The organism is Peribacillus simplex, assembly GCF_001578185.1.
GTDB lineage: Bacteria > Bacillota > Bacilli > Bacillales > DSM-1321 > Peribacillus > Peribacillus simplex_A.
The window spans coordinates 1,206,004-1,227,911 of record NZ_CP011008.1 but is presented as its reverse complement, the minus strand read 5'-3'; the positions used below and the strand labels follow the sequence as shown (position 1 = coordinate 1,227,911).

At 42.0% G+C, this 21,908-nt stretch carries 16 protein-coding genes and 1 pseudogene; 9 read left to right on the top strand and 8 right to left on the bottom strand.

The window, feature by feature from the left end; all coding sequences use genetic code 11:
- Window positions 1-367: 367 nt before the first annotated feature.
- Window positions 368-2,122: an alpha-glycosidase gene (locus UP17_RS05770; RefSeq protein ID WP_061462061.1), complete on the top strand. Its 1,755-nt coding sequence runs from the start codon at window positions 368-370 to the stop codon at window positions 2,120-2,122.
- Between the two features lie 43 nt (window positions 2,123-2,165).
- Here the strand turns inward: UP17_RS05770 and asnB are convergent, their stop codons facing one another.
- A complete protein-coding gene (gene asnB / locus UP17_RS05765) occupies window positions 2,166-4,013 on the bottom strand; it encodes an asparagine synthase (glutamine-hydrolyzing) (protein WP_061462060.1) in 1,848 nt (615 codons plus the stop codon).
- A gap of 320 nt (window positions 4,014-4,333) precedes the next feature.
- Here asnB and UP17_RS05760 point away from each other — a divergent pair, with 320 nt between their 5' ends.
- The gene (locus tag UP17_RS05760) at window positions 4,334-4,900 is read left to right on the top strand and encodes a DUF2777 domain-containing protein (protein WP_061462059.1); all 567 of its coding nucleotides are present in this window, start codon (window positions 4,334-4,336) and stop codon (window positions 4,898-4,900) included.
- 54 nt (window positions 4,901-4,954) lie between these two features.
- Here the strand turns inward: UP17_RS05760 and UP17_RS05755 are convergent, their stop codons facing one another.
- The 4 genes from UP17_RS05755 to UP17_RS05740 all read right to left on the bottom strand — a co-directional run bounded on the left by UP17_RS05755 (window position 4,955) and on the right by UP17_RS05740 (window position 9,834).
- Entirely contained in the window at window positions 4,955-5,299 is a 345-nt protein-coding gene (locus UP17_RS05755; protein WP_061462058.1) for a YisL family protein, read from the bottom strand.
- A gap of 132 nt (window positions 5,300-5,431) precedes the next feature.
- A complete protein-coding gene (locus tag UP17_RS05750; protein WP_061462057.1) occupies window positions 5,432-6,613 on the bottom strand; it encodes a DUF418 domain-containing protein in 1,182 nt (393 codons plus the stop codon).
- 40 nt (window positions 6,614-6,653) lie between these two features.
- On the bottom strand, window positions 6,654-7,928 hold the full coding sequence (locus UP17_RS05745) for an MFS transporter (protein ID WP_061462056.1): 1,275 nt from the start codon (window positions 7,926-7,928) through the stop codon (window positions 6,654-6,656).
- Between the two features lie 313 nt (window positions 7,929-8,241).
- Complete coding sequence (locus UP17_RS05740; RefSeq protein WP_061465997.1) at window positions 8,242-9,834, bottom strand: long-chain-fatty-acid--CoA ligase; 1,593 nt, start codon at window positions 9,832-9,834, stop codon at window positions 8,242-8,244.
- A gap of 223 nt (window positions 9,835-10,057) precedes the next feature.
- On the opposite strand from UP17_RS05740, the gene UP17_RS05735 reads away from it, so the two are divergent.
- From UP17_RS05735 to UP17_RS05710, 6 genes are all read left to right on the top strand, one after another.
- Window positions 10,058-10,279 (top strand): spore germination protein, encoded by a 222-nt coding sequence (locus UP17_RS05735; RefSeq protein WP_061462055.1) that lies wholly within the window; start codon window positions 10,058-10,060, stop codon window positions 10,277-10,279.
- Window positions 10,280-10,301: 22 nt separating this feature from the next.
- A complete protein-coding gene (locus UP17_RS05730) occupies window positions 10,302-10,514 on the top strand; it encodes a spore germination protein GerPB (protein WP_061462054.1) in 213 nt (70 codons plus the stop codon).
- Window positions 10,515-10,590: 76 nt separating this feature from the next.
- A complete protein-coding gene (gene gerPC / locus UP17_RS05725) occupies window positions 10,591-11,202 on the top strand; it encodes a spore germination protein GerPC (RefSeq protein ID WP_061462053.1) in 612 nt (203 codons plus the stop codon).
- The gene (locus UP17_RS05720) at window positions 11,192-11,371 is read left to right on the top strand and encodes a hypothetical protein (RefSeq protein ID WP_061462052.1); all 180 of its coding nucleotides are present in this window, start codon (window positions 11,192-11,194) and stop codon (window positions 11,369-11,371) included. Before gerPC ends, UP17_RS05720 begins: the two co-directional genes overlap by 11 nt.
- A gap of 5 nt (window positions 11,372-11,376) precedes the next feature.
- Window positions 11,377-11,784, top strand: a complete 408-nt coding sequence (locus tag UP17_RS05715) for a spore germination protein GerPE (protein WP_061462051.1) — start codon at window positions 11,377-11,379, stop codon at window positions 11,782-11,784.
- 21 nt (window positions 11,785-11,805) lie between these two features.
- Window positions 11,806-12,024, top strand: a complete 219-nt coding sequence (locus UP17_RS05710) for a spore germination protein (RefSeq protein WP_061462050.1) — start codon at window positions 11,806-11,808, stop codon at window positions 12,022-12,024.
- A 44-nt stretch (window positions 12,025-12,068) separates the two neighbouring features.
- On the opposite strand, the gene trpB is transcribed toward UP17_RS05710, so the two are convergent.
- The gene (gene trpB, locus UP17_RS05705) at window positions 12,069-13,232 is read right to left on the bottom strand and encodes a tryptophan synthase subunit beta (protein ID WP_061462049.1); all 1,164 of its coding nucleotides are present in this window, start codon (window positions 13,230-13,232) and stop codon (window positions 12,069-12,071) included.
- A gap of 333 nt (window positions 13,233-13,565) precedes the next feature.
- On the opposite strand from trpB, the pseudogene UP17_RS26090 reads away from it, so the two are divergent.
- Window positions 13,566-14,434 (top strand): annotated as a pseudogene (locus UP17_RS26090) (transposase); the annotation flags it as partial.
- Window positions 14,435-14,577: 143 nt separating this feature from the next.
- Here the strand turns inward: UP17_RS26090 and addA are convergent.
- Together addA and addB are read right to left on the bottom strand one after the other, a co-directional pair.
- Entirely contained in the window at window positions 14,578-18,312 is a 3,735-nt protein-coding gene (gene addA, locus UP17_RS05690) for a helicase-exonuclease AddAB subunit AddA (RefSeq protein WP_061462046.1), read from the bottom strand.
- Window positions 18,305-21,802 (bottom strand): helicase-exonuclease AddAB subunit AddB, encoded by a 3,498-nt coding sequence (gene addB, locus UP17_RS05685; protein WP_061465996.1) that lies wholly within the window; start codon window positions 21,800-21,802, stop codon window positions 18,305-18,307. The genes addA and addB overlap by 8 nt, the downstream gene beginning before the upstream one ends.
- Between the last annotated feature and the right edge of the window lie 106 nt (window positions 21,803-21,908).

Here is a 21,908-nt window from a genome sequence, read left to right as displayed (position 1 = left end):
CATTCTCCTTTTTAAAATGTTTATTTTATCATGTCCAAAAGCACCAAATAATACTGTTTTTCAGTTCAGCCAATCAAACAAAGTCCCTAAATGAAAGCGGCGCCAAACCTATTGTTATCATTATATGAACAGCTTTGGTTTTTACAACATTTTCCTCAACGTATTTATTTCCTTGTAGTGATGAACACTTTTTGTTATTTTTTAGTTAATAAGTGCTTCTTTCAATTAAACTTGGGTATATGACCATATTGAAAAAAACACTTAAACCCGGCTAATTATAACTACATAGAGCCCTCCCTCATAAACAGCCTGAAGTTCCCTTTTTCAATTCACTTCCTCAAATACTTATAGAATTGGAGTGTTTTCAATGGAATTTTCATCCATACACCATAGACCTAATGACAATTATAGCTATCCCATCAACACGGAAACCCTACATATCCGCCTGCGTACGAAAAAACAAGATATCTCCTCAGCCGGATTGATTTTTGGGGATCCATACATTTCAGATAATGATGGTCAATGGCAGTACGAAGAACTTCCCATGAGTTTATCAGGCAGCGATAACCGTTATGATTATTGGCATATTTATGTGAAGCCCCCCTACAGAAGAATTCGATATGGGTTCAAGGTATCCTCAGAAGATGAAAGTGCCATTTACACGGAAAAGGGTTTCTTTAAAGAACCCCCCAGAGATCCCGGGAGCTATTTCGCGATTCCTTATCTACATCAAAATGAAATATTCGGAGCACCAGAATGGGTCAAAGATACGATTTGGTATCAAATTTTCCCTGAACGATTCGCGAACGGAAACCCAGACAATGATCCGGAAGGTGTGATACCTTGGGGAAGTGAAGAACCGGCCGTGGATAATTTTTTTGGCGGGGACTTCGAAGGAATCATTGAACATTTGGATTACTTAGAGAAGCTCGGCATCAACGGAATTTATTTCACGCCAATCTTCCATGCCTACTCCAATCATAAATACGATACGATTGATTATCGGAGTATCGATCCGCAATTCGGAACGAAGGAAACATTGAAAACACTAATAACCGAATGCCACAAACGGAATATCCGGGTCATGCTGGATGCCGTTTTTAACCATAGCGGCTACTATTTCCCCCCTTTTCAGGATTTACTCGAAAAAGGGGAGAAATCAAAATATAAGGATTGGTTCCACCCACACAGCTTTCCTCTTAAAGGAGGGGAAAGGCCAAATTATGAAACATTCGGTTTTTTTGAATCGATGCCAAAATTGAATACTGCGAATCCTGAAGTGAAAGAATATCTGCTCGAGGTCTCGGCTTATTGGATCAAGGAGTTCGATATAGACGCCTGGAGGCTCGATGTGGCAAATGAAGTCGATCAGCCATTCTGGCGTGAATTTCGAACAACGGTGAAAAATATAAAGCCTGACCTTTATATTCTTGGGGAAATTTGGCATGACTCGATGCCATGGCTTCGCGGCGATCAGTTCGATGCGGTCATGAATTACCCGTTTACCAACCAAGTTTTTCGCTTGGTCGCTTCACAAACCATCAATGCACGCGAGTTCACAGAAGAAATGACAGCCATCTATCACAGTTATCCTACCAATGTTTTTGACGTGACATTCAATCTTCTTGGAAGCCATGATACACCGCGGATTTTCACGGATTGCGGGGAAGATCTAGCTCGAACCAAGCTCATCCACGCAATCCTTTTGACATTCAATGGCAGCCCTTGTATATACTATGGAGATGAAATAGGCTTAACCGGAGGCATGGATCCAGGGTGCCGAAAATGCATGGTCTGGGAAGAAGAAAAACAAAATACCGAGCTTTTCAATGAAATTAAGACATTGATCCTCTTGCGAAAAGAAGAACGATTACTTGCCAATGACGGAAAATTCAAATTCCTTGATACAGCCGAAAATGAAAATATTGTGGCATACCAAAAGTATAATGGAGAACGTTCTGTCCTGATCCTCATCAATCCGACGGATGTCCAGCAATCCTTTACCCTCCCTTTTGATTTGAAAGGACGTACATTAACCGATTTAAGAACAAAAGAAACCACACAGGAAGGTAAATTTGAATTGGGCGGTTATCAATATAAAATTCTCGCATTCAATCATTGAGACAATGAAAACGGGGCAATGAAAATCATCGGCCCCGTTTTTTTCAATCGATTATTTGGATATCATATTCTTTGAACCATACATGGGTTTGTGCCAAGTGAGCGAGCAACTGTGGACCTGACATCAATTGCCCGAACCATGGCACTTTAAAAGCGGCACCTTTGGAATCTACTATATCCGTGAGCTTCTGTTTATCAAAGAACTCATGCAGGACCGAATTTTTATCCGTCAGCAAGTCCTTCAACAATGCCTGCACACGGTCTGTATATATAGGGTTATGGGTTTTTGGGTATGGACTTTTTTTGCGATACAATACCTCATCAGGTAAAAGCCCCTCCAACGCTTTCCTCAGAATACCCTTTTCACGGTTGCCTTCCATTTTCATTTCCCAAGGAATGTTCCATGCATATTCAACAAGGCGATGATCGGCAAATGGGACGCGGACCTCTAGACTTGCCCCCATACTCATCCGGTCCTTCCGGTCAAGAAGAGTCGTCATGAACCATAATAAATTCACATAGAAAAGCTCTCTCCGCTTTGCTGCCACACCATTTTCCCCTTCCAATTTGGGCGTTTCGGCAAGGGTGGTAAAATAGGCTTCCTGCGCATATTCCTCAAGCTTCAATTTCTCACGCCATCCCGATTTCAATAAAGACACCCGCTCATTGGTCGATCTCATCCATGGGAAGCCGGCACGATTCAAATCATCCTCACGATGAAACCAAGGATAACCGCCAAAAATTTCGTCCGCACACTCGCCAGACAGGCCTACGACAAAATCCTGCTTGATTTCCTTACAAAACCAAAGTAAAGAAGAATCGACATCCGCCATGCCTGGAAGGTCCCTTACAAGGACAGCCTCTGTTAAATAATCCGTTAACTGTTCTTGAGTGATGATCGATGAATGGTGAACCGTGTTAAAAGTTTCAGACATCTTATTAATCCAATGCCCATCAGAGTTAGGCTGAAAATCATTTGCCTTAAAATAGCGTTCATTATCTTCATAATCAATGGAATACGTATGAAGCTGGCCTTTCCCTTCTTTTTGATAGACGTTTGCTGCAATGGCCGTTATGGCGCTTGAGTCAAGCCCTCCTGACAAGAAAGTACAAAGTGGAACATCAGATACCAGTTGCCGCGTCACTGCGTCCTCGACAAGGAAGCGGACCTTCTCGGCCGTTTCATCAAGGGTATCTCGATGTTCTTCGCTTTTCACATTCCAATATCTCCAAATCCGGAGGCCTTTCCTTGATAAGGTAAGCGCATGGGCAGGCCTTAACTCCTGGATATTATGAAATACGCCTGAACCTGGCTTTCTGGATGGACCAACACCAAAAACTTCAGATAGTCCACTGCGGTCGATCTCCGTTTTAACTTCGGGATGGGCTAGAATCGCCTTCAATTCCGATCCAAAAATGAACCCGCCGTCCCTTTCCGCGTAAAAGAATGGTTTTACCCCCATCCGATCTCTTCCAACGAATAATTTCTGTTCCTTTTCATCCCAAATCCCAAACGCAAAAATCCCATTGAACAAGTCAATGCATTTTTCTTTCCATTCTATATAAGAAGTTAGTAAAACTTCTGTATCAGAATGACCGTTAAAGGAATATCCTTTTAATAATAGCTGTTTACGAATATCCTCGGTGTTATATAGCTCTCCGTTATAACAAAGCGTATACCTGCCGTTTTCGTGATATTTCGTCATCGGCTGTTTTCCGCCTTCCGCATCGACAACCGTTAACCGTTTATGACCAAAGGCAACATGGGCTTCGCACCAAACATTTTCCTCGTCTGGCCCCCGCTTTGCCAACGTTTTTGTCATGTTTTCCAGTGTTTTCGTTTTTGTCCGTAAATCTTTTTGAAAATGCACCCAGCCTGTTATCCCACACATTTTAAATTTCATCCTTTCTATCCGGACTATCAAAAAAATATTGGCTCCCTGTCTTAAAAAGATTTACAGTTCCATATTTGTAAATTCGAAGACCATTGCAAAGAAGATTTAAGTATCGATCAGCATCATTCCGTAAGACCCCCTGCCACAACGCCCGACGTTGTTAATGAATTGTTGAGCAAAGTATCCCGTGTTTAAACATAGCCTATGCAAAGACGGAAAGATGGTTATTTGTCCATAATATTTTAAAATATACAGTTATATTTTCATTGGATTTTGACTAAAAAGTAGGTGAGGATTCCACTATTGGAGGTATATGTATGAGTCAGCAACAACGAATCAAGTTAATGAACAGGCAAACAAGAGGCTTTACCGAAGGAACAGTGGAAAATATCAATCAACAATGGATTTTTTTCGATGATGAAACTGATGAGGCGTGCTCCATTGAAGACCACGTTGATAGCATCATTGAAGTGTACAGGGGTGGGCGCTGGCGGCAAGGAGTTATTGAAGAAGAGGGAAAAATCCTGCTTCACCGGGAAATCACCTTCTTAAGGGAAAATGAGCCCATTCGGATTCGCAAAAAACTGCTCTACTCTTTTGAACGTTTATTGGAAGAATTGAACGACGATTCCTTTTTCCAATTTGTAACGACCTTGAATTCACTTGATTTTTCTATTTATGATTGTATATATAGCTATAATCAGCTCACTTTTTTAAGGGCAGTCCCTAACCAGTCCGGCGTGAATTTCTTCACCTTTGATAACGAGAGCCAAATATGTCTCGTTCAGCACCATTTTTCTTATGGTATAAAAGATCACGATCGTTTTGAATTCACACTTAACACTGGAAAAAGGATCGTCATTGAGAAAGTGAATTCACAATAACTTGTAAAAAAACGGGTAAATGAGATTTCCTCATTTACCCGTTTCCATTCTGTATTAAAAAAAGTCCATTCCCTGTGGCAGGGAAAGCCCTAAATAAAGGACGAATACAAACGCAACGATGAACAATATCCACATGGCACCTGTGCTTTTCCCTTTTTTCGTACGGACCAACACCATTTCCATCGCCGCAATCACGATGATTCCGACAATCATTTTCACTGCGTAAAAACCAAAATCCGTGATCAGCATTCCGCCTGTAAGGAAAATCAATAGATAGAATAAACGTGTTATCATATGTAGCATTTTTGCTTTCGGATTTCCGCTTTTAAGCATCGAATATGTGACAAAGAAAAGAATGATTCCGATAACCCAAGCTGTAATATGAATATGTGTAGTCATTTTTTTGCCCCCTCGTTCAGTTTCCATTTCATCATATCATAGGCTTTTACAAAAAAACAAAACTAAGATTCAGCTGAATAGGTAAAATCAACAATTTAATGAACATCATTTACATTTCTTCTCATCTAGTCATCATCGACGCATAACCGGTTTTTTACCATATGTAACAAAACGCCATAAATATTCAATCGGTCCGTATTTATACAGACTCATCCACAATAAGGAAAGCAGCATTTGCAGGCAAAACAGGGCTAAAAGGAAAACAAATCCAGTCGTATATGAGACTGATCCATATAAACCAAGGCCATATGAATAAAAAATGGCCGTACATACGATCGATTGGAATAAGTAATTACTCATCGACATCCTTCCGATATACGAAAGGGGCCGGAACAGGCGGGAATCTCCTGCTTGTTCCGCCAAAAGCGCGATTGCCGTGATATAAAAAATCGTAAATAGCGGTCCGCCGAAATAATCCTGAACGAATATCGTACCAAAATGGTATACCGTCACATATGGCAGGATCTTAATCGGCAAACCCAACAGCAAGCTTACGATCAATATCGCTTTCAACTGTCGTTTATATTGATTAATGTTTTGGAGAAAGCCTTGCTTTGCAACGCCTGCTCCAATTAAAAAAAACGGAAAAATCGATAAAAAAAGGATAGTGGCATTAAAAGGGTTGTTCACCATATACCAATCTAGTGCCCTTTGAGTCATTATTTCCGTAAATGTACCAGATTGATAAACTTTCAAAGACTGTTTCATCATCGCCGAATCAGTCGTCACTTCCATTCCTTCCCTATCAAATATGCCCATTATAAGAAATAATGAACCCAATATAGCAAAAGGCAGAACATAACAAACCGAGCCTAGCAGAATTAAATTCCTGCCCTTCATCTTATAAAAAAACATAAATGCAAACCCAAATACAGCATAATTAATAAGGATGTCCCCATGCCAGATGAAGAAGGCATGAATGCACCCAAGTACCAGTAGGAAACCTAGCCTTTTCGTAAATAGTATAGGAAATGAAATGCCCTTTTCTTCACTCTTAATAGCCAGTATGACGGCCCCGAAACCGAACAGGAACGCAAATAAAGGATAAAAGCTGGCTTGTGCGGCCACATCACTGAATCTGTACAAAATCCCGTCCCATCCTTCGGACCATCGTTCAGCACCATCTATGTATAAGAGCGGGGAGTGGAAAGAAGGCATATTCACTAAAAAAATACCTAAAATGGCTAACCCACGTAAAATATCGATGCTTACGATCCGTTTACTTTCCTGTATAGGTTCAAACGTGCCCTTCATAGATTCACCTCTCTCATCCATAACAGATTTAACACCACTTCTATAACCTCATTGTTTCATCTTTAACCACTGTTGCCGATTTTTGCTTTTTTATTAGTATGACAAACAAGCTACCCAATAAGCAAAAGATTCCTGCAAGGAAGAATGCCCATGTATAGGAATTGAATATTTTGAAGAGAAGCCCCCCGCCATATGCCGCCACTGCTGCACCCGCCTGATGCGCCGCGAATATCCAACCGTATACAATCCCGCTTTTCTCCAATCCAAAGACTTGCCTTGAAATGCTTATGGTCGGAGGCACTGTAGCTATCCAATCCAAGCCGTAAAAAACGGAGAAGGTGATCAATAGCGCGATTGAGCCTTCATTTAGCGCAAACGGGAGCAATACGAGGGAAGCACCTCTTAGACCGTAATACCAAAACAACAACCAACGGTTATCAAAACGATCTGATAACCACCCCGATACAGTCGTACCAATCAAATCAAAGATCCCCATGAAAGATAACAGTGACGCTGCCATAACAACCGGTAATCCAAAACTAATGCAGTAAGAAATGAAATGTGTGCCGATCAGCCCGCTCGTTGAAAGTCCACATATAAAAAAACTTCCTGCCAATAACCAGAATTCCTTTACTCTCACTGATTCAATTAACGACTGAAAAGCCATACCGATGGGGTTCTTCTTTTGGACTGGAACAGCCTCTTGGATTTCCTCCGCTAATCCATATGGAAGAATCCCAGCTTCCTTCGGATCGTTTTTCATGAATAAAAGGATGATTGCCAGCATGATTAAGCTAAGGACCAAAATTAAACCAATCGCCCATCTAAAAGAGTAATTCTCAATGATGATTGCTAAAACCGGAAGTAAAATGAGCTGACCTGTTGCCGTACTTGCCGTTAGTATCCCGACTGCCAGCCCCCGCCTCCTCTCGAACCAACGATTTGCCACATATGGGCTCAATACCGTTAAAAACACTCCAGACCCCAAGCCAATGATAATCCCCCAAATTAAAATGAGCTGCCACTCATGATCCATGAAAAAAGTGAGGAAAATCCCTATCAATAAAGTGGACATGGCCAACACCATCATTTTCTTTAATCCAAGCACTTCAATTAGAGCAGCCATGAATGGACCCGATAAACCATAAAGAAAAAGACTTATAGCAAAGGCTAAAGAAATGACGGACCGGTCCCACCCGAACTCATTTTCAAATGGTACGATGAATACTCCTGAAGATGATCTAACGATTCCGGCTACAATAATCGAGAAAAATGTAATGATTAGAATCACCCAGCTATAATGAATACGTTTCAATGTTCCCCCCCACAATCCAAAAAAAAGAAAAATCATAATAATTTGAAATATTTTATAATAGTAACACTTTATCGTTAAACAGGAAGTTTTTTTATCGAAACAAATTCCATTCATCATCTTAAAAAGTCAAAATGAATGATTTGATTATGATGGCCTTTATCAAACAATGGCATGAGTTCCTGTGGCTGTGATTACGAAAGTGGACATTCATCATGGTCAAAGGGAGCCCCCCACCTTCATTTCCCGTCAGGTCCATATCACACCAGATCAAATGGACAAAAACGCTGATCATTACTGATCAGCGTTAGCGAGCTCAATTGACGAATCTGCCTGTTTTCCCCTTAGATTCCCAGTAATCGTTACGAAGATGGATTTTTTGGATTTTTCCCGATGCCGTTTTTGGAAGCTCATCGACGAACGACACACTGGTGACTGATTTAAAATGGGCCATTTTTTCTCGTGTGAAGGTCTTTATATCATCCTCTGTTAATTCCACACCCCTTTTTAGCACAATGAAGGCATGCGGCGTCTCTCCCCACTTTTCATGCGGAACGGCAATGACTGCCGCTTCAAGAATGTCCGGATGTTCATAGAGTATTCCTTCCACTTCTATGGAAGAGATATTTTCTCCGCCACTTATGATTATATCCTTTTTGCGGTCAACGATATCAACATTTCCATTTTCATCGATTGTTGCCATATCCCCAGTATGCAGCCATCCATTTCTCAGTGTCTGGTTGGTCGCTTCTTCATTTTTCCAATAACCTAACATCACACCATGACTGCGGACGATGAGCTCCCCGATATCCACGCCATCACGGGCTACTTCCTCACCATTTTCATGTACAACCCTTACCTCACTGCCTATGATGGGATATCCGGCTTTCGCCTTCATTCTATATTTTTCCTTTTCCGAAAGATCATCGAATTCAGAACGAATCAGCGATATCAAAGTTACCGGTGTTGATTCAGTCATTCCATAAATTTGAATGAATTCCCAACCTAACTCTTTTTCTACCCTTGTAACGAATGCAGGGGGCGGAGCGGAACCCGCAACAACGATTCGGATATCTTGATCAATCACCGGAACATTCCGTTCATAATATTGAAACAAAGAATTCAGAACCGTTGGTGCCATATGCATAATGGAAACCTTATGCTTTTCAAGTGCATCAAATATTGTTTCGGGTGTGGTTTTCCTCAAACAAATTTGAGTGGCACCATTTGCCGTATAATAAAATGGGGCACCCCAACCATTTACGTGGAACATCGGCAGTACATGCAAATATGTATCGCGGTCATTGACTCTGAAGTGATGCATCGCACCTAGGGCATGCAGGTAATTGTTGCGGTGAGTCAGCATCACCCCTTTGGGATTTCCTGTGGTCCCGCTTGTATAAAGAAGGCTCGAAACATCATTTTCATCCACTGACTCCCGATTAAAACTCCTGTTATCATAACTTTCCAGCCAATAGTTGTAATCGATTTCATTTATCTCTTCACCTTTATAATGTACAATTATGTGTTCCACCGATTCAAGTTCATCCTTGACAGGATAAATTAGTTGATACAATTCCTGATCTACGAAAAGAACCTTGGACTCACTATGGTTCAAAATGAATAAATAATCGGCAGGCTTCAAGCGGATATTCAATGGAACGATTACGGCCCCAAGTTGAAATACTCCATAAAAGCCTTCAAGCATTTCAATTGAGTTAGGTGCCAAATATGCCACCCTATCACCCTTTTTGACTCCAAGATCCCTTAAACCATTTGAAAGCTGGTTTACACGGCCGTTCAACTCTAAGTAGGATAAAACCTTGTCATCTCCAATGATGGCTTTCTTATCGCCATATAGTAAGGCTGCTCGATCTAAGAAATGCGATAATACTAATGGTACGTTCATTTCCTCACCCCTCATTTTATTTAAAAATTCTGAATTAGTAAACATTTTACCATATCTGTTCCCATTCATCCAATGACACTCTTACCTGTTATACAACAACAAATTGATAGGCAGATGAATCACATCAATCTTGAGTTGACATACAATACATTGATACTCCCTTCAGTGTAGGCTCATCGCCTTGATTTAAGGGTAAAACCAGAATAATAAAGGGTGATTTTTCTTGCCGGCCATCGTAGGAATCGTTCAAGTCATCAATGTCAGTAACAGTGGAGTTGTCCATGTTGGTGACGTCTTTAAAATTAGTCCATATTCCACTGCGAAAACTTTTTCGGGTGCTGGCTCGTTCAATACAGGTGAATCCATATCACTATATAATGCCTATAGCACCACAAATACAAATGATACAGATGGTATTGATCAGCCACTGGTCTTAAATCTCTAATGTTTTTAAGAAAGGAGTCAGCATGATCTTTAATATTCACCAGACCATACAAATCAATATGATAAAAATTCAAAGTATCGCCAATTCATCCGTTTTTCAAATAGGAAGTGCCGGGGTGATTAAACCATATTCCACATTAGCCAATACCGGTGGATTCACTGAGCCTGCTCCCGGAGTTGAAGCTGATGTAACCCCATTAACCAGTTTCGTCCCATTTAATCGTCCTAATTCATAGGCATTCACCTATTTCCATACTTTTCATATACTGTCATAAATGAATTTATCATATTGTGAAGGTGAGGTGTTGAATCGTGAATCAGGATCTATATTCGTACTCCATCCAAATGCAGTGTTATCTTGAAGCCCAGGATAAACGGATCATGAAACTTGAACGCGAACTCAAACGCCTGACAGATGAACTTGCCCAACTGAAAAGCAAACCGCCAATCCATGTAGATAAAATTGAATATAAATTCGATCAGTTAAAAGTCGAATCTTTAGATGGAACGTTGAATATCGGCTTAAACCCCAATGATCTAAACAACATTGATGAATTTGCCGTCAACAACCAACCCGTTCCACCTGCACCGAACCTATTTCCAGGCAGAGAAATCGTTGTCCAGGAAATTCACAACGATATACTTTCAGACTTGGAAAATATGATCCACGATGCGGAAACCCAGTTAAAAGTATCATTGGAACCATCTTATCATGACTTCATTAAGCAGGACGTCGAACGCCAGCTTCATCAACGAATCAATATGTATTTCGATAATCTTAATTATGCGGAACGTGCACCAGAGCAACGGGATAATATCAAGGAAAAAGTCAGGGAAAAGGTAAAATCCGATATTCAAGCTGCTTTATTTCAATTCATTACCCATTCACAAACCGAGACAGGAGGAAATCCAAATGGAGTTTAATGTAATCAATCACCAGCTTTGCGTAGGTGATATTAAAATTATCGGTGTATCAAGCTCTGCTTTATTTCTAATAGGGGATGTGCAAACGGTCCAACTATCTTCCGCATTCGATACACCTCCGGAATCCCTTATCATCGGACCAACCGTCCCATTTGCTCCAAAAGGATAAAAGAGATGTTTTCAAGAACATCAAAAGTAAAGTCTTTATCTGCCAAGACAATCCTTTTTAGCTCCACCATGCAGATTGGAGACTGTTCTTATATTGACGGAAACTCATTTGCCTTGGCAATCCAGAAGAAAAGCGACACTTTCGATTCAGTGGATGTTCATTTCGAAGACTATGACATTTTTAAGAAACCATTTTATATCCCTAGATTGAATGAACCCGTCATATCAAGATTTTCAAATCCGAATCCTTTTATTCATGTTGGCAACATCGACGTAATCGGGGTATCATCTTCAGCTGTTGTCGGTGTGGGGAATGTCGGTCATATACGTATGGAATCCAGAGTGAAACACATTCGGGAGATTCCTAAAAAAACCGAAAAGACACCAATTGAGGATTCAACCCACACCCCTTAAATGTTAAAAGGAGGAATTTATATGCCAGCTATTGTCGGTCCAGTCCAAATATTCAATGTCGCGGATGGAAACCTGTTATTCGGGGATGCAGCCGTCATTTCGCCGAAGTCTTCCAACAAAACTGTCACCGGATCCGGTTCATCTAACACTGGTGCGATCGTCTTTACGGCCAATGGGCTGAATGGAAGCAATGTCCTTGATGTCAATGGGGTCGACCAACCCATTGCAGGGAATAATTAGTCAAAGAAAAAGTCTCCCATATCCGGGAGGCTTTTAAATTTGGCCTATTTTTCTATCATGTTAAATACTTGCTCCACATCTTTATCACCCCGTCCTGATAAATTAACGATCAGGATATCATCTCTTGTTAACTCTTTTGCTAACTTCATGGCGTAAACTAGAGCATGCGAGCTTTCGAGAGCTGGGATGATCCCCTCTGTTTTGGATAACACCTGAAAAGCCTCAAGAGCTTCTTCCCCTTTTACCGTCACATACTCCGCTCGTCCGCTATCTTTCAAAAAACTATGCTCGGGTCCAACACTTGGGTAATCCAAGCCGGCCGCTATGGAAAATGTCGGTTTTGGCTGCCCATGCTCATCCACTAACGTCAAACTTTTGAATCCGTGCAATACTGCCGGGACACCTTGCGAAATACTAGGGGCTTCAGTTGGTTCTACACCAATTAAACGGACATTTTCTTCTTTGATATAATGTGCAAAAGCACCAATCGCATTGCTTCCCCCTCCTGCGCAAGCAATGATGGCAGTTGGGAGCTTTCCTTCCTTTTCAACGATCTGACGTTTTGATTCTTCACTTATGATTGCCTGAAAATGCTTAACGATCGTTGGATAGGGATGCGGGCCCACTGCTGAACCAAGCAAGTAAAAAGTATTTTCATAGTTTTGCACCAAATCATTTAATGCCTCATCAACGGCATCCTTTAATCGCCCCTGTCCCTTTTCGACCGCTACAACTTTTGCCCCCAACAATTCCATCCGAAAGACATTCAATGCCTGCCTCTCCGTATCCAGCTTACCCATATAGATTACACACTCTAAGCCGAACATCGCACATGCTGTTGCAGTCGCTACACCATGCTGTCCAGCGCCAGTTTCTGCGATGATGCGGTTAGCACCCATCCGTTTAGCGAGCAGGATCTGTCCGATCGCATTATTAATTTTGTGAGCACCTGTATGATTCAGATCTTCACGCTTCAAATATATTTTTGCCCCGCCAATCTTTTTCGTTAAATTCTGTGCATAGGTCAACGGGTTTTCGCGCCCGACATATTCTTTCAGATAATATTGAAACTCCTCAATGAATTCCGGGTCATCCTTATATTTCAGGAATTCCGTTTCTAAAATATCCATAACTTCCTGTAGTTCACCCGGTACAAAGCTCCCACCGAACTCACCAAAGTATCCCCTGCTCTTGATCTCACTCGTCATACTCTTCTCTACTCCTTTAAAAGGTATTTTTCTCCTCTAGTATATAGTAATTTTTTATATTTTTTCAAACTATTCTGTTTATTTGGTGAAAATCGAGTTTGTCTACAGTTTTTTTTGCTTGTTCAATTTGAACGTTGATTTCCAATCCAGGCACTCGCTTTCCGCGGGCGGTCAGGGAGCCTCCTCGCTTGCGCCTGTGGGGTCTTCCCCTAGACGCGCTTTTCCCGCAGGAGTCTCGTACCTTCCGCTCCAATCAACTTTGAGTATTAAAACTTAAGGTGATGAGGATGCTTTCTAAACATGATTTTATTCAGCGAGATCAATTTGAAATGCGCCAGTGCGAATAAGCGGAAATTTGAAAAGAAAATCGTTCGCAAGGAAACACGTGCGTATCAAGGACGACTTCAAGAAGAAATATATCAAGACCATGAAAACCATAATAAAAAACCTTTTCCACCGGATAAACTTAATAAGGAAGAAACCAAAGAAATTAAACAAAGTACAACTGACCGTGAGAGTGGCTACTATGTCAAAGATGAACGAAAAAAACAGTTTGCCTATCATTTGTGGCTACCGACCGCAACGGTTTTGTACTGGGGACAATTGTAACACCTGGAAATACGCATGATAGTCACATCTTAGAGCCACTTGTTGGACAAGTAATTGAAAAAGTTGGGAAACCAGAAGCTTTTGCCGCAGATGCAGCTTATAAAACACCGGCGATTACAAGCTATCAATTTGGTAATAAAATAACACCGGCTTTACCGTATACACGTCCTCGAACAAAAGAAGGATTCTTCTGCAAATATGACTATGTTTACGATGAACATTTTGATTGTTACCTTTGCCCATCGGGCGAGATATTAAAGTACACAACAACGAATAAAGAGGGCTATCGTGAGTACAAATTACCAAAACCCATTTTTATCAAAGTGTACCCAAAGTAAAGACCATCAAAAAGTAGTGACACGTCATATTTGGCAAGATTATATCTGCGTCATCATCAAGATGTAAAACCTATCTATGCGAAACGTAATGAAACGATTGAGCGTGTTTTCGCAAATGCAAAAGAAAACCATGGCATGCGTTGGACTACTTTAAGGGGACTTAAAAAATTGTCGATGCAGGCGATGCTCACTTTCGCTGCCATTAATAAAAAGAAGATGGCCAATTGGACATGGCCATGTCCAAAAATCGCCTAACATAGTAGGCTCGTAGAGATCCAATTCCTTAATATTGAGCAAAATTCAAAGGGAATTTCAAAAGGGGGTTCGGAATGTTTTAATTCCGAACCCCTTTTGTCTACAAACTGAGTGTCCCACATAAATGGGACACTCTGTCTCTCTTATAATTCCAATAAATGCGATCCGTCAAAGAAAAACAAGTAACGGCTGGTTACTTTCTTATTCAATATCCCTTCAACAGCTCTCGTATATAGCTGAAGCTGCATCCGGTATCGATCGGCAAGGATTTCTTTAGCCCCTTCATACCCGCTAGCAAAACGGCCAGTGATTGTATCCGTTTTATAATCGAGTAGCACAAGACCTTGTTCATCCTCAAAGATACAATCAATCACACCTTGGATAAGGATCTCCTCATCGCCAGTTGCCCAATCGCTGTAAGCCTCTTTTGCAGGCACCGACATCGTAAATGGCACTTCACGGCGAATACTCAAGGCCTTTTGCATTCTTTGGCCGATTTCACTGTCAAAGAAATCGACAATCGTTTCCGGATCCACAGCTTCTTTCTGTTCCTCCGTCAACAACTCACGTTGAATCAAGTCAACGATCAGTTCCTGAATCGATTGAATGGTAATCTCTTTAGATAGATCAATATGCTGCATGACTAAATGTGTAATCGTACCCCTTTCAGCAGGTGTCAGTGACTTTTCTTGCATGAAAGTCGGACGCTTCGTGATGGGACGTTTAAATTTACGTAACAACTCCGTGGAGCTTTGCTCGTCCTTCAATTCATATTGACGTTTTAGTTCAGAAACGGATTGTTTGGAACGATAAACCGTCGCCTCATGCTCGGGGTACACCCATTCGAGCTGTTTTTTGATATCATCATAAAATTCGGAAACCATCGCGACCTTCTCTGATTTTTGGACATGATCGAGTATTTGCTCCTGTACCAGTGCCTCTTCCTCATCCAGGACAGCAAGTTCTTCACTAGGAATGACGGAAATGGACCAATTCGATGGATGCGACTCCATTTCCAAGCCAAGGCCTGCAGCACCAAGGGAATCCCGATGCCGGACAAGGGATGGACCAATCCAATCCAGATAGCTTTTTGCACCTGCCCGTACATAGTCCTTTAAAAGCCAATCTCCATGTGCCGCATTACTTTCCCAGTTCTGCTGCGTTTTTTCTGCATCATTGATGCTGGCAATTAAATAAAGCTTTTCTTTAGCTCTAGTAAGCGCCACGTAGAGGACACGCATCTCCTCGGCAATTAATTCAAGCTGCTTTTTTTTCTTAAAAGCCAATTGAGGGAGGGATGGATAAGTTATCCGTAATTCGGAATTCACATACTTAGCAGCAAAGCCATAATCCTTATCCAGTAAATACGGCTTGCGTATATCCATCATATTGAATTGCTTGGAAAGACCGGCAAGAAACACGATCGGGAACTCAAGGCCCTTTGACGAGTGAATCGTCATCAGGCGGACTACATCTTCCTGTTCCCCTAAAGCCCGGGCTGCCCCTAGATCATCTCCACGTTCTTGCATCCTTTCTATGAAACGCAGGAAACGGAACAGACCGCGGAATGAACTTGCTTCATATTGCCTTGCCCTGTCATACAGCGCTCTTAAATTGGCCTGGCGCTGTTTGCCACCTGGCATCCCTCCTGCAAAATCATAAAACTGCGTTTCGCGATATAGAAGCCAGATCAAATCTGATAATGCTTCCTGCCTGGCAAGCTTCCTCCACTTTACTAGCTTTTTATAAAAAGTTGAGGCTTTTTCATAAAGCCCGGGATGTTCTTCCGGGTCACTCTTTCTGTAAAAATCAGCTAATGCTTCGTAGTAGCTCCCTGTATGGAATAAACGCACCTGTGACATTTCTTCTTCATCCAGCCCGACTATAGGTGAACGGAGAACGGAAGCCAATGGGATATCCTGCTGCGGATTATCAATCACCTTCAATAAGGAAATCATGATGGCCACTTCGGTCGCTTCAAAATACCCTGTCGACAAATTGGCATAGACTGGAATCCCCTGCTTTTTAAATTCCTCCATGATTTGCGGTGCCCATGGCATCGAGCGAAGAAGAATGACCATGTCACGATATGTGGCAGATCTGTACTTTTTGGTTTTCGTATCATATATCCGATGCTTTTCGCCTATAGCCTTTTTAATGAGCTTAGCCATTTGCCTTGCTTCAAGCTGCGCTTTTTCAAGTTCCTCAGCCTCAAACCCGCCATCCGATCCTTCCATTTCCGAAAGAGTTCCCGAATCGGCTGTTCCATCAATTAAATGGAGTTCAATTGGGTTTGGATCGTCTTCGGGATATGGGGCACCTTTCTTCAATTGGGCATCTTCATCATAATCAATCTCACCGACTGTAATGCCCATCAACTGTTGAAACAAGAAGTTCGTCCCATCGAGAACTTCCTTTCGGCTCCTGAAATTGCGGTTTAAATCTATTTTAAGTCCGGATTCAACACCATCATGGGTAAAACGTGTGTATTTTCCAAGGAAGAGATTCGGTTCCGCAAGCCTGAAGCGGTAAATGGACTGCTTGACATCGCCTACCATAAACAGATTCCCATTATATTCGCCGTCAGCCGTCACCAGTTTTAAAATGGATTCCTGAACAAGGTTCGTATCCTGATACTCATCTACGAGAACCTCTTTGAACTGATTCCTGTATTCGATGGCCGCCGCTGAAGGTTTTCGTTCGCCATCCACAATCTCCCCTGTCAAAATCCGAAGACAATAATGTTCCAAATCAGCAAAGTCAACTAAGTTCTTTTCTGCTTTTGCAGCAAAGAATCGATCGTCAAACTGTTTAACAAGCATTACAAGTGTATCGACATAACCCTTGAGCTCCCTTATATCGCGCAGATAACTTTCCGGTTTTCGGGAAAATAACTCTTCCTGTAACGATTTGATGATCTTCTTTGCCTTATCGCGATACTTGGTAGCCTCATCCGATACTTCCTTGATAAAATCTTCACCAGTAAGCCGTTTTGCCGTTCCAAATTTCACGTTTTGGATTTCTTCATAAAGAGAATTCCAGGATTGGTCTTTCACTTCCGAAAGTTTTGCAACCAATGTCAAATCGGCTAAATAATTCTCAGCCCTTGGTGCCGGCCCCCCAGGGACTTTTGTCAACGCAAGCGACCGTTCCAATAAATCCCTGGCAGTGTCCAGTTGTAAACCAATATCGAATTTCAATGAATCGATAAACGAAAGATCATCAATCCCATCATCATCAGCCAATTCATACATGCTTGCTGCACCATCGAGCCATCTGTCCGGGTCAGGGTTCGATTGCGAAAAGTCATGCAGCGATCGAACTATATTCTGAAGTGCATCATCATTTCGATCGCTTGTAAAAGCATCCACCAAATTAAAGAACTCATCATTATCATTTTGGCCATACTGTTCCTCGAAAAGTTCTTCCATCACTTCATCACGGAGTAGCTGGATCTCTGTAGAGTCTGCAATCCGGAAGCCTGGGTCGATTTCCGTCAGGTAATAATACTTCCGGATCACCTCTAAACAAAAGGAATGAAGTGTGGAAATCGAAGCGCGATTAATCAAGCTCAACTGCTTCCGCAGATGCTGTGAATGCGGATTTTCATTGATCGCTTTTTCTAATGCCTCGCTTACCCTATGGCGCATCTCGGCAGCCGAAGCATTGGTGAATGTAACGACGAGCAGTTCATCAACATCGATTAGATCTTCTTCTGAAATGACTTTTTGGATGATCCGATTGACCAGCACCGCAGTTTTCCCTGAACCTGCAGCCGCCGCAACCAGAATGTCCTGATCTTTAGCCCATATCGCCTTCCACTGATCTTCCGTCCAGGTCACGTCTCCTGGCAGAGCAGGGATTTTCATTTTACTCATCGCTCTCCCCCTCCCCTCTTAATAGCTCAAGAACATCATTTTGTTTCTTCTGTGCTAAATTCCTAAATTGATTCTCCTCGAGTGACTGGTCGAATTGGCATACCGATTTAAAGGAACAGAAGGTGCACGGCGTTTTTTCCTTTAATTTATATGGCGTTATTTCCACATCACCATCGACCATTCGATCACCAGCCTCCTGATACACGCGGCGCACATGATGATTCAGAAGCGAAAACTCTTCCCTGCTGGCTACTTTGGAAGCCGCCAGGAGCGAACCATCCTTTTTAAATCCAGCTGGAATAATATCCGACTTACCCGAATTTTCAATATCAAGCGAAGTATCCATCATCTGAATGACATTTGAATGATTCAGTACAAGTCCATTCATTTTAAAACTTTTATAAATTTCTTCTTCAATTTTATCCAAACTGAGCATTCCCTTTGATTTGACAACAGGATTATGCACATGAAAATACAAAACGCCGGCTGGAATAGCTTCCTTTCCTATTAGCGACTTCGAATGGGTGACGACGATATCAAGGTATGTCAACATTTGCAGCGCAAGTCCATAATATACTTCACTCATGTTCAGTTCCTTTTCACTCGACTTATAATCGAGCACACGCAAATAGACACCCTCACCTTCTTCCGCTTTATCCACACGGTCAATCCGCCCGATCAATTCCATCTTCGTACCGTTTTTCAATGTGAAAGAAAGTGGCGGCAGCTCTCCATTTTTTCCGAATCCGAGTTCTAATCCAATTGGAGCAAAACCGCTCATCTTTGCATGTTCACTTAAGACGATTGAGGCCCGTCCAATCACGTGTTCCAGCTTCCTGCGTAAATAGTGATGGCGGTTCGTACTTAACAAAATCTGATTTTGAAGTTTAGGAGCAAGTTTCTCCACAGCAATTCTAGCCAACTCCAAACATTGTTCCTTCGTCAAAGCAGACCAAGGAATATCATGTTCCTTTAAGTAATCCGAAATCATTTTCAACGCTCCGTGGAACATCTCACCAATATCTGGTGCATCCAAACGGAAAATTTGCCTTTCCCTCAATTTCAAGCCATGAGCGGCATAATGGGAAAACGGGCAGCTATTGAACATTTCCATCCGGGATACACTCGTAAGAATGCTCTCACCATATAATTGCTTGCTTGTTTCCTCTGATAATTTCTTTGTTCCATTTTGATAAAAAAGGCTCGATAAAACCTTGGTTGCTGAAGGACCGGCCTTTTCATCCTCCAAAATGGAATTATATACATCCCACCAAAGTGAGTGGATTGGATAGTTCCTTTTTTTCAGCTGCAATTGGGCAGCGAGGTACGATAGTGCCACATCATAATTCGCCGCATATTTCACCTGTTCCTCAGCAGTCAGATCGGATGGATCGTTCATATAATACACATCGGAAACGTTAAGCAATACGTCCCTTACCCTTTTCAAATAGGATGAGGGTAAAAGTGCCTTCCCTTCCTCATCGGCAAGCGGATATGATAAATAAAGGGCCTCAGCAGGTGTAGTAAAAGCTTTATACGCAGTAAACTCCTCATCAAGGAGGCGCACCTTTGAATTTGGAGCAACATCAAGTCCACCAGCCAGCAGCACCTCACGATCACTATCTGAAAATATTCCGTCAGATAAAGCCTTTCCTGGCAAAACCCCTTCATTCAAGCCGATGACAAAAGCTGTCCTCACATCATCCAGGCGGGATAAATCGAGATTAGCTACTAGGACTTGGTCAATTGCCGGCGGTACCAAAGAATATTCAAGGGACTCCAGACCAGCTTCAATGACTACCGCAAACTGTTTCATGGAAAGCTCTTCCCCGCTCAGCAGTTCAACGAATTGGTCTAGTAAGTCGACAACCGCATTCCACGTTTGCTCATGCTCTCTAGCCGATACCAAATCACCCGCTTCTTCTGCCTCCTGTTTCAGTTTTTCCAATTTTTCCGGTACATGCAATTCCTCAAGATATAGATAAAGGGCCTCACACAATTCCCTGCCATTAGCTGCCTTTTTAACACGTTTTGATAGCTTCAAGATGGGCTCGGTAAATAATTGCTTCATCTCATTCAGCTCTTGCTCAAGCTTCATTTCTTTATCCGTCTGGTTTCGGTCCTCTAGTTCCAGTCCGCGGAAACGCCGGTAGGTCCAACGCTCTTTGGACGTCCACCTGCTTCCTTTAATTCCACGGGCCAGCACATAGTTTTCCAGCTTATCAACCTGTTCGCGCATTCTATCGTGATTTTTTTGCAGCGGAAATAGAAGCTCCGTCTTGATTGCACGAAATACCGGCTCATAACGCCAATATCCATTGATGATCTCCAAAGTCGAACGAATCAGTTCAATCAGAGGATGATTCAGCATGGTCCGTTTGGAATCGACGAACAAGGGGATTTGATAATCCCGAAAAACGGTTTGTAAAATATCTGTGTATGCCTCTCCATTTCGGACTAAAATCGCAATATCACGGAAACGGTGCTGTTTCTTTCTGACAAGCGTCAAGATGTCCCGGGCAACTCCTTCAATCTCAGCTCTGCGGTTAACTGCCTGGGCAATCGTTACATCAGGTGACTGCCCAAACGTCCGTGCAGGACGAATGGCAAAGTAAGTTTCCAGATGATTCAGGCCCGGACTCTTTCCAAACCTTTCCGTCCCTTTTAAGATTCGGTCTTCTGAAATGGGTATACCGTTCCTCAATCCAGCCTGATAAAGGTTATGATAAAGATTTCCCGTTTGCCTGAACAATTGCAGATCATCCGGAGCATATTGTCTGTAGGACTGATCTAACGTCAGCGAGACCGTTACACTCCTGCACAGCTTCATCATTTCTTCCACAATCAACAATTCCTGTGGCGTCAAGCTATAAAAACCATCGATATAGATATCCGCATTCCTTATATATGAAGACTCAGACATTTTCTCGATAAGCAAAGTGAAATAGTCTTCGGAATCTAAATATTTGCCAACCATTTCATCCTCAAACGCCTGATAGACCAATTCAAGGTCATGAAGTTTATCCTGAATGCCGCTGCCGGAGGGTGATGTTTCGGTCAAATAGTTTTGAATGTCATCCGGTTTGATGCAATACTGCTTGAACTCAGCCAGCATAAGCTCCATCTGTGCAATGAACCCCTGCTTATCAGCAGATCGACGAAACATCTTTAACTCTTCTTTTTTATCCTCCATGATTTTCCTTATCAACATATTAACGCCAACGCTGTCCAAATGGAGCCGGCTCATTCCCCCAGTTTCCTGAAGAACGCGCCAAGCAAGCCTGCTAAAACTGAAAACCTGTGTACGGATCATTCCGGCAAGGCCTGGTGTTTTAATTAATTTATATTCAGATAGAAACGTCATCTGATCAGGAACGAGGTAGATAATTGGATTGCCTTCGGGATTTTTTTCCAATTTGGTGCGGATTTCGCCCAATATATTCGAAGTTTTCCCTGCACCCGATCTTCCCAGTAAAAAACGGAGTGACATCTCTTTTTCCCCCTTATACAACATAATATCTAGATTCATCATACCAGAAATACTTTCGTCTTTTTGACTAGGTTTCTGTTTCCAATTAGATTTACTTTCTATTATT

What these genes read in the sequence shown, in the direction of transcription:
- UP17_RS05770 (WP_061462061.1), top strand. Translation starts at nt 368, where the DNA reads ATGGAATTTTCATCCATACACCATAGACCTAATGACAATTATAGCTAT.
- asnB (WP_061462060.1), bottom strand. Translation starts at nt 4,013, where the DNA reads ATGTGTGGGATAACAGGCTGGGTGCATTTTCAAAAAGATTTACGGACA.
- UP17_RS05760 (WP_061462059.1), top strand. Translation starts at nt 4,334, where the DNA reads ATGAGTCAGCAACAACGAATCAAGTTAATGAACAGGCAAACAAGAGGC.
- UP17_RS05755 (WP_061462058.1), bottom strand. Translation starts at nt 5,299, where the DNA reads ATGACTACACATATTCATATTACAGCTTGGGTTATCGGAATCATTCTT.
- UP17_RS05750 (WP_061462057.1), bottom strand. Translation starts at nt 6,613, where the DNA reads ATGAAGGGCACGTTTGAACCTATACAGGAAAGTAAACGGATCGTAAGC.
- UP17_RS05740 (WP_061465997.1), bottom strand. Translation starts at nt 9,834, where the DNA reads ATGAACGTACCATTAGTATTATCGCATTTCTTAGATCGAGCAGCCTTA.
- UP17_RS05730 (WP_061462054.1), top strand. Translation starts at nt 10,302, where the DNA reads ATGATCTTTAATATTCACCAGACCATACAAATCAATATGATAAAAATT.
- UP17_RS05720 (WP_061462052.1), top strand. Translation starts at nt 11,192, where the DNA reads ATGGAGTTTAATGTAATCAATCACCAGCTTTGCGTAGGTGATATTAAA.
- UP17_RS05715 (WP_061462051.1), top strand. Translation starts at nt 11,377, where the DNA reads ATGTTTTCAAGAACATCAAAAGTAAAGTCTTTATCTGCCAAGACAATC.
- UP17_RS05710 (WP_061462050.1), top strand. Translation starts at nt 11,806, where the DNA reads ATGCCAGCTATTGTCGGTCCAGTCCAAATATTCAATGTCGCGGATGGA.
- trpB (WP_061462049.1), bottom strand. Translation starts at nt 13,232, where the DNA reads ATGACGAGTGAGATCAAGAGCAGGGGATACTTTGGTGAGTTCGGTGGG.
- addA (WP_061462046.1), bottom strand. Translation starts at nt 18,312, where the DNA reads ATGAGTAAAATGAAAATCCCTGCTCTGCCAGGAGACGTGACCTGGACG.
- addB (WP_061465996.1), bottom strand. Translation starts at nt 21,802, where the DNA reads ATGTCACTCCGTTTTTTACTGGGAAGATCGGGTGCAGGGAAAACTTCG.